This window comes from Lishizhenia sp. (assembly GCF_057456495.1).
Window position 1 is genome coordinate 1 of record NZ_JBVCPV010000130.1, and the last position, 8,631, is coordinate 8,631.

The window sequence follows — 8,631 nt, forward strand, 5'->3', positions numbered from 1 at the left end:
TATTAACCAAATGGCGTTTTTTTTCGTTATATTTAATAAGCGCTATTCTAGAAGATGAACAAGGCGAATGACAAAAGAGTTAAAGCATCCGTATTGCAAATATGTACAAAGTCTACCCATAGACAATTTGCACAAACAATATCATGATTTTAGATACGGCTACAGAATTACAAATGATAATGAGTTATTTGGCCGGTTACTTCTCGAAATAAACCAAGCGGGGTTAAGCTGGGATATCATTTTAAAAAAGGAAGATAATTTCAGAAAGGCATTTGACAATTTTGAAATAAACAAAATTGCTGGTTATACGAACCATAAGGTTGAGGAATTGTTAAATAATAAAGGAATCATCCGAAACAAATTAAAAGTAAATGCTGCCGTTTACAATGCGCAACGAATTATAGAGCTTCAAAACGAACATGGTAGCTTTTATCAATGGCTCTGTATACACGAACAACAGGATTATACAAAAGAAAAGTGGACAAAGCTTTTTAAAAGCAACTTTAAGTTCACGGGAGGAGAAATAGTTGGAGAATTTTTAATGAGTACCGGATTTCTAGCTGGAGCTCATGATGAAAACTGTGCTATTCACTCCTTGATAAAAAACACTAAATATGGATAAAATACTCATCATACTCATCTGTTCTTTACTGAGTTTTGGGGGATACTCCCAATACAGTTTGATAGCAGGAGGTGGACCTGACTTAGGTCTGGGTACTCTTGTTAAAGGAAGAACAACTTTAAATTTAGGATTGGAATTACCGGAATCTGAATGGCACACGATGCGCCTTAACGGTACATTTTTTATGCCGCTTAACGATATTAACCGTGGGAACATGGTAGCCGAATTACGTCCAGAATTTACGGGACAAGGAAATTCGGTTATTTCAGTACCTGTTACCGAAAGCATTCGTCAGTTTGCTCTTTCTTACGGTAGAAGAAATTTTGCTTTCAACACCTATGATGATGGATTAGCATTTTACTTTGGATCGAATACCACTGTAGGTATGCTAACAGACATTATTGAATTGGGTGATTATGATCGAGAAAAATACTACTTCCCTAACGGAGATGTAGAACCGGGAAAACATTATTACCGATCTTTTTACTTCGGAATTGGTATGGTCGCTGGTTTAAAATATCAACTTCCCGCAGAATGGAGAAGTGCATTAACACTAGAGTTATTAGGTGATTACAACATTATGATTTATGACAGAGCCAATGTTTATGGCACTTATATTTCGCCCTTAAACTTCGGTCTAAAACTCGGGTACAGGGTAGATATTTTCTAAATCCCTTCTCATCATTTTTAAATTTTCATAACGTAATTCAATACCTTGTTCTAAAACCCTTTTTTGCTCCAACCTTGGAAGTTGATTGGGTGGCCGATGAAAAGCTTGTTTAGCTGTGAGTTTATTAAGAATAGTTTGATATGCTTTCCATTTCCGAGACAATGCTGGTAATGCCATATTTAGTTGCAAGTTTAAACTCTGAATTGGATTAGAATGCAAAAAAGGAATTTCTCCTTCCATCATTTCATATAGCAATATTCCCAAAGCGTAATAATCTGTTTGCGGTACAAAAAGCGCTGGTTCATTTAGTATTAGTTCAGGAGCTGCATGACCAAAAGGATAAGAACTTTTCCTCTTATCAAAAACATCTGTTTTTAGATCCCAAGCCATACCAAAATCAATCAATTTCACAGAAAAATCGTTTACACTACCTTCAATAATGATGTTGGTTGGCTTTAAATCTAGATGTACTATTTTTTGAACATGAAGTTCATCCAATAGTTTAGAAACACCTGTAAGAAATCTGGGAATAAACTTTCGCTTTTCTTTTCTTTTCAATGCTTTATAAAAGGTAATCAGCCCTACTCCCTTTATATACTCCTTCAACAAATAATATTGATTATTCTCTATCCAATACTTTAAACTCGATTGTAAATTGGGGGATTCAAATTGATATTTACCTTCATTTCTAAGCGTCTCCACAGCCTTTCTATCGATCAAAGGGGTTGATTTCAGAATGAAATATTCTCCCGAAGAAATTTCTTGTACAAGCCGGGTAGAAGAGAATTTTCTTTTCCCTTGAGGAGTTCCCCCATTCATCAATTTATAGGCTTGAAGCACCGTTTACTTTTTAGATTGCAATTGAATTTGCAAGGTAAGATACAAACTTCTTCCATTTGAAGGAATAATACCCGGGCCAGGGTAAGCCGTTGCTCTTCTTGTAAAGTATTTAGCGTCAAACACATTGTTCATACCGGCTTCTATTTGGAAGGTTTTATTCCACTCATACTTCGCTGAAAAGTCGAATACCATATAAGCAGGAATAACTCCGTACAATGCATCACCTGAAGGATTCACAGAATTGGAAGCATCACTAAACTGATCAGACGTATAACTTCCTTGGAATTGCAAAGAAAGTTTATCTGTTTTGTATTTCAAGCCAGAACGAACGATAAACGGAGCCACGTACTCTACCCTATTTCCAATTAAACTTGCTTCCTTAGAGGTGATATATTTCGCATCGATGTAGGCAAGGTTAGCAAATACACGAAGTGCTTTTTTATTTTTTCGGTTAATCGCTTTCAAAACATCTAGTTCCACAACAGCTTCTACTCCCATGTTTCGTGCATTTCCAATATTTGTTCTTTGGCGCTTTAATCCATCTGGAGCTAATCCAATTTTATCACCATAGAAAATATAGAAAGCTCCAGCGTCTATGAAGAAATAATTATCTATCATTCCTTTGTAGCCCACTTCGAAGGTCGCACCATACTCATCCTGAATATTCGTATCTATCGTTAGGTTCGGATTATTAATACGAATATCGTTGAAGTTAATCGCTCTGTAATTCTGACTCACATTTCCGTAAACCTTCGCACCATTTTTCAAACTATAACTTGCTCCTGCTCCCCCCAAGAATACATTTCTTGTGGTCGATCTACTATCGTTGATCTGAAAACGCTCTATCGTATCACCAATAATGGGATGTAAATTATATTGGTAGTAATATCCTTCTGTAGCACTGCGTATATACTCATATCTCAAACCAGCGTTGATGGTCCATTTCTTAATCAACACAACCTGATCGATAAAGAGCGCCATATTTCTAGAGGGGAAGGAAAAGTTAGAGTTGTCTACATCCTCTGGGGTATTAAAACGAAAATCGGCATCACTTCCAGCAGAAGCTAATCCTTCTTTCGATACTGTGTGCCCTTCATAAGCCCTAGCTCCAAACAATAAAGCTCCGTTAATATCAGTAGATTTAATCTTAGCATCGTACTTACGCATTAAACGTGCTTCTGTACCGTAGTTTTTAAAATCACCGTAAATCAACTTTCTGTATCCACCGATGTCAGCCTGATTAATTTTACCAAGGAAACCTAAAGACTCTCGGGTAGATTTCATACCAAAAGCTCTAATATTCAAATGTGTCTTTTTATTGATTTCGTAATCAAAATGCGTAGCCATTAAATTCCAATCTACCGCAAACCAGTTTCGGTCTCGAATACTTTGTCTGGCATCTTCCTTAAATTGTTGATCGGTTAAACCTCCAGATTGCTGAGTGAGGTAATTCATTTTAGTATACTCTAACTTCCAATCAATATTCTCGGTGAGTTTAAACCCTATTTGTGCAAAAGCTTGATGTTGGTGGAATCCGCCATTAGGTCTGTAACCATTTCCTTGTTTATATTGATGATAAGCCTGATAGTAAAATCGTTTTTTTCCTCCACTGATTCTATTGTAAGTACCCAAATAGCCATAGCTTCCCCCCGTTGTTCTCGAGGTAACATCAATCAAGCGTTCGGCATTTGCATCTTTTAATACGAAATTCAATAATCCTCCAAACTGAGTTCCGAACTGCAGTGCAGCAGAACCTCTTGTGATTTGAATTTCTTTCAAAGCCTCTACCGGAGGAGTATAGTAACTTTCTGGATACCCTAAAGCATCAGCACTGATGTCGTATCCATTTTGACGGGTATTAAAATTAGCGGTTCTGTTCGGACTCAACCCTCTACCACCAACACCTACCTGTATACCTGCTCCATCGCTTTCCCAAATATTTAAACCTGGCACTTTAGCGTACAACTCTCTAGGATTCCCTGTAGATTTGGCTCCCGAAAGGTTCTTCAAAGGTATGAATTCCGACTTCCCGTAATGAATTCTTGACTTGGTAATTACGGGTGGAATACCAATGTCAAAATCCTCATATCTGTCTCGAACAATATCCACATCATCCATCTCCAAGATTTGACTTTGGATTTCATAATTTCTAGCTGTGAAATTTTGGAGTACAAAGATCAAGGTATCGTAATCTGTGGCCGTTATTCGGATACTATCTTCTAGGGCTGCGTTTAAACTAAACGTACCCGATAAATCTACTCGTGTTTTTTCGCCAGAGTTTAAGTTAGTGACAACAGTAGAAAGCACAACCTCCTTGGTTTTTGCATCCATTACATTACCCTTCAAGACCTCTTGGGCATGAAGAAATGGAATACCAAATGCTATCAATATCGCTACAACTACTCTCACGGTTTAAACTCTTCTAAAAATGTTCGATGTTTTAAATCGTATTTCAGGTCTGCAAAATTATACTTTTTAGAAACAAATTGCTGGTTTAATCTTCCATTTAAAGAAACTTTGACATCTGCGCGAACAATGGGATCGACCAAATGAACTTGATGTTCCCCATAAACCAAGACTGTATCTTTAAATTGATAATACAAATGATGACCGTATTGAATTAAAAAGTCGGCCTGCGTGGCCATTTGCTTTTCCTGACTTTCGGTTAAATAATTTGAATTATCTATTTCAATTTGTTTTCCTGTGTTCCTATCTTCAATATAAAAAGTAGCCAACCCCTCTTTGTGCATAAGCATAACACGCCATGAAAATCTAAAGCCTTCTTCGTTCCAAAATAAATTACCGGGGTACAACAGGTATCTAAATGGCAATACAAGCTGCACTATTACAAAGAGGAAAATGAAATATTTATAAAGAGATTTTACTTTTAAATGAGCTATTCCGCTTTGATCGTTTACCATAAAAATGGCTTCTAATCTTTCCACAATTTTCAAATGAAAGCTTGCCGGAAAGAAAATCAGGGTTGAAAAGATCATGACCCATGGAAAAACACCTATCGGAAACAACAACCAGGTAATAATGTGGAAGCTTACCACAAAAAAGTAAGCAAAAGGTCTAGTCCTTTTACCTAACAAAAGAAAAGGAATACTGATGTCGTAAATCAAACCAAAATAAGCAAAAACATAAGCCACATATTCGTTGGCCAATATTCCACCTACAAGCGGGAGATGATGATATTTCCCCAACCATAGCTTTAAAGGTTGTGCTAAAACCAACCAATCATATTCAATTTTAGCAATACCTGCAAAGAAATAAACGACTCCTAACAAAAAGCAAATTACGTTTCTGTAGATTGCAGGAACTTCATCCCATTGTTGAAGTTTAAATAGTTTTAGGTCTAAGGAAAACCTACGGTGTGCAGGAATAAATATGAGTAAGAACAACATCAAACTCACAAAGTAATAATGGTTGAGGTAATAGGTTTTATCTATTAATTCTATGTAGGAAAAACTGATAAAAAGTAAAACTGCGCTGATGCGATAGAAAGCACCGAGTATCATTCCTATAGCAGCCAGTATCATAATGATAAAAGGTAAATACATCCAGTTTCCTGGTAGTTTATCTACCCATTCAAAACCCAAATAAGAAAAATGAAAATCGGGTAAAATGTAATTATCCAGAACCCACCCTTTCATTATAAAACGCACAGCTCCAAAAAGCATCAATGCGCCGAAAATGATCCTGAATACCACAAGAGGGGCAATATTTACCCCTCTAAATATTAGTGTATGCGATATTTTATTAATCGCCGTCATTATCTTGATAAGTAATCATGATAGCAAACAATGCTGGCATGTCTGTTTTAATATTCACCACCTGCGATTGAATTAAATCATAGGCCGGTGAAAGCTCAGGATTTCCTGCTAAAATTTCCTCTTTTAAAGTCGTGGAATTAAACGTTGCAAATTTGTTAAGTACCTCCTCATACGTCGAAGTGATACCTTCATCTAATGCTGGACCTTGATCTACAAATGACAAAACATAATCTTGAAAGCCAATTCCATCCGTTCCTTTGTAATCTCCTTGGTACACCTCACGAGAAGCTTCAAAGCTCGCTTTTATCAATTCAAAAGAAAATCCTGAAAATGGAGCTTCAATGTATTCTGGTTGAGCTATTCCTAAACTCTGTTGACCAATAGGAATTCCAAATTTAGCTACTTTCGTAAGCTCGTAATCTTTATTAAACTCGTTTACTAAGAAAGACATTGAACTCGTAGATGATGTTCCAGTATTGGCCTTAAATTCTGCTGTATAACCTGAATTCCATGCATTCACTACAGCATCAATTTCTGTTTGCATCTTGTCAATTAACTCTCCCACATAGGTCATTCGATTGGCATCAGCACTCAACTTATTCAATGCATCTGTTGTTGCTAAATCGAACAAAAGGTAGTCCATTGCAGGAAAACCAATGGCATCTGAATTTGCCGCTGCACCTAAGGAATAAGATCCTGAAGAAATATTTGCCTCTACCTTTGCTGTGTCACATGGATAAGTTCCCATAGCCCCTTTAATTCCGTAATCCATGGAAGGACCAAAATTAAAGATTTGACTGTGTTGAAACTGCAAATAACTTGCTTTCCATGCTTCTTGTAAAAGTTCTAAATTGCTAAGACTAGCATCTGCTTGAAAGCTTGAAAAAGAAGATTTAAGATTGCTTATTTCACCTTTTAAATCTGTCAATGAAGACACAATCACTTTATCGGCGTAATCTGCCAATAGTTCTGTTTTGTTAAATTCCACCGTTGGCTCAACAGGCTCCTTACACTTTGAAGAAAGTAAAGTCAGCGCCAAAGCCGAAATAAAAACAAGCTTAAATCTTTTCATCTTTTTTAGTCTTTATGCTTAGTATTTTGCTTCTAATTCAGCCTTAATGTTGTTTAAGTCAACCAATGTTAAGTCCCAGAAGTTGTCTCCGTACATTGCTAAAATTGTATTCAATTCGGTTTGTGTTAAAACACGCGTATCTTGTCCAGCATAACGAATACACATTGTGAAACCTAAAGCCTCAGATAAGGTGTGTAAATAAACTGCGTCATCTGTACCAAAGTTACTGATCGCTGCATCTAAGTAGTGAATAGCTTGACGTGCCGCAATTTTCTCCCACATTACTTGAATCGCTTCTATGGCTTCATCTCTTGCTGTGTAATCTTCTTGTGTAATTGCGAATCTTCCTTTAAGGAAGTTATCCATCATCACTGCATTAGAATTCAATTCTGTATCTCTACTGTTACAGTATTCACCCCAAAAGTGATCAGGAATTGTAGTGGGGAAATCAACGTCAACACCGAAGTAACCAAAGGCTTCATCGAAGTGGTGTTCCATAGCTGTATAGTATTTCCCTGCAGCTGGATCAACCGCCGTTGTGTTGTCAACGTCCATTTTTGTATCTGAGAAGTATACATTGTTGGCTTGGTACATCAAAACAGCTCCCATCAATCCTTTCTCGATGATTTGCGTGTATTCCATTCCGTTGGCAGCTACCAAGTAGGTTTTTGTTCCGTTCGTTACTAATCCAGCTTGACCATTCGCTGCGGTCATATTATAAGACTGAGAAGACAAGGCTAAAGAATCTAAAGCATCTTCGAAAAATGCTACATCGTTAGCAAAACATTTATTTTTCAACTGCTTAGAAGAAGAAAAAGAGAAGTTTCCATTTCCATTATCTCCTGTGTTTGCAAACATATCTTGTAAAGCCTGAGCATCTACTGGACCATTCACTCCATCTTTCATCATGGCAACCATTTCACTTAATTGTGCTAAACGATCTTGTTGTCCACCGTAAGAAACTGTTGAATTATCATTTTCATCTGTAAACGCATATGTAGTTGGTGCAACAGGTGAGTTATCTATATAAACACATGAACCATCATCTTTTTTTGCTTCTTCATTGTAATTAGACGCTGTTTCATCTGTACAACCTTCTTTTTTACATGCTGTAAACGCCATTGCTCCTGCAATCAAAACCAATAATGCTTTACTTCTTTTCATCTTTAGTGTTATTTAGTCTTATTTTAAATAGTGAGGCAAAGATAGACTGAACGCCTCTCTGGAGCAATACCATAAAAATGGTATTCTGATTTCAACATTACTTTTACCTTTGAGTTGTGGAAAAGAAATTCATCATAGCAGATAGCGGCGGAAGCAAGACGCATTGGATAATGTCGGACGATAAAACCTACAAAGAGTTTTTCAGTTCTGGTCTTCATCCCAAAGAAATTACCGAGGAGAAAAGAAGTGAAGTTATCTCGCTTTTTAAATCTTATGATTTAAGTGCATACGACCTTTATTTCTACGGAACCGGTTGTCTGCATGAGCACAATCAAGAGCCCGTAAAGGAACTGCTCAACAAGCTCGGCTTTCTAAACATCTATATATATGGTGATGTTGTAGGAAGTTGTAAAGCTGCACTGGGTAATGACCCTGGTGATGTTTTAATTTTAGGAACGGGAAGTGTTGGTCTGAAGTACGATGGAAA

Annotated in this window: 7 protein-coding genes and 1 pseudogene; 3 read left to right on the forward strand and 5 right to left on the reverse strand. The window is 36.9% G+C overall.

Translation table 11 applies throughout. From position 1 onward, the window contains the following. The first annotated feature begins 67 nt into the window (after positions 1–67). Positions 68–622: a DNA-3-methyladenine glycosylase I gene (locus tag AC22ZQ_RS09900; RefSeq protein WP_318958625.1), complete on the forward strand. Its 555-nt coding sequence runs from the start codon at positions 68–70 to the stop codon at positions 620–622. Beyond that, on the forward strand, positions 615–1,292 hold the full coding sequence (locus AC22ZQ_RS09905) for a hypothetical protein (RefSeq protein WP_318958626.1): 678 nt from the start codon (positions 615–617) through the stop codon (positions 1,290–1,292). The genes AC22ZQ_RS09900 and AC22ZQ_RS09905 overlap by 8 nt, the downstream gene beginning before the upstream one ends. Here AC22ZQ_RS09905 and AC22ZQ_RS09910 read toward each other — a convergent pair. The 5 genes from AC22ZQ_RS09910 to AC22ZQ_RS09930 are packed head-to-tail and all read right to left on the reverse strand — an operon-like array spanning position 1,260 to position 8,144. Beyond that, positions 1,260–2,111 (reverse strand): protein kinase domain-containing protein, encoded by an 852-nt coding sequence (locus tag AC22ZQ_RS09910; RefSeq protein WP_318958631.1) that lies wholly within the window; start codon positions 2,109–2,111, stop codon positions 1,260–1,262. The two genes, AC22ZQ_RS09905 and AC22ZQ_RS09910, sit on opposite strands and share 33 nt — an antisense overlap. 24 nt (positions 2,112–2,135) lie before the next feature. Next, on the reverse strand, positions 2,136–4,541 hold the full coding sequence (locus AC22ZQ_RS09915) for a TonB-dependent receptor family protein (RefSeq protein WP_318958627.1): 2,406 nt from the start codon (positions 4,539–4,541) through the stop codon (positions 2,136–2,138). After that, complete coding sequence (locus AC22ZQ_RS09920) at positions 4,538–5,908, reverse strand: HTTM domain-containing protein (RefSeq protein ID WP_318958628.1); 1,371 nt, start codon at positions 5,906–5,908, stop codon at positions 4,538–4,540. The genes AC22ZQ_RS09915 and AC22ZQ_RS09920 overlap by 4 nt, the downstream gene beginning before the upstream one ends. Beyond that, positions 5,895–6,980 carry an imelysin family protein gene (locus tag AC22ZQ_RS09925; RefSeq protein ID WP_318958629.1) on the reverse strand — a complete coding sequence of 362 codons (1,086 nt, stop codon included), beginning with the start codon at positions 6,978–6,980 and terminating at the stop codon, positions 5,895–5,897. Before AC22ZQ_RS09925 ends, AC22ZQ_RS09920 begins: the two co-directional genes overlap by 14 nt. A gap of 18 nt (positions 6,981–6,998) precedes the next feature. Beyond that, positions 6,999–8,144, reverse strand: a complete 1,146-nt coding sequence (locus AC22ZQ_RS09930; protein ID WP_318958630.1) for a DUF4856 domain-containing protein — start codon at positions 8,142–8,144, stop codon at positions 6,999–7,001. Between the two features lie 116 nt (positions 8,145–8,260). On the opposite strand from AC22ZQ_RS09930, the pseudogene AC22ZQ_RS09935 reads away from it, so the two are divergent. Beyond that, positions 8,261–8,631 (forward strand): annotated as a pseudogene (locus AC22ZQ_RS09935) (hypothetical protein); the annotation flags it as partial.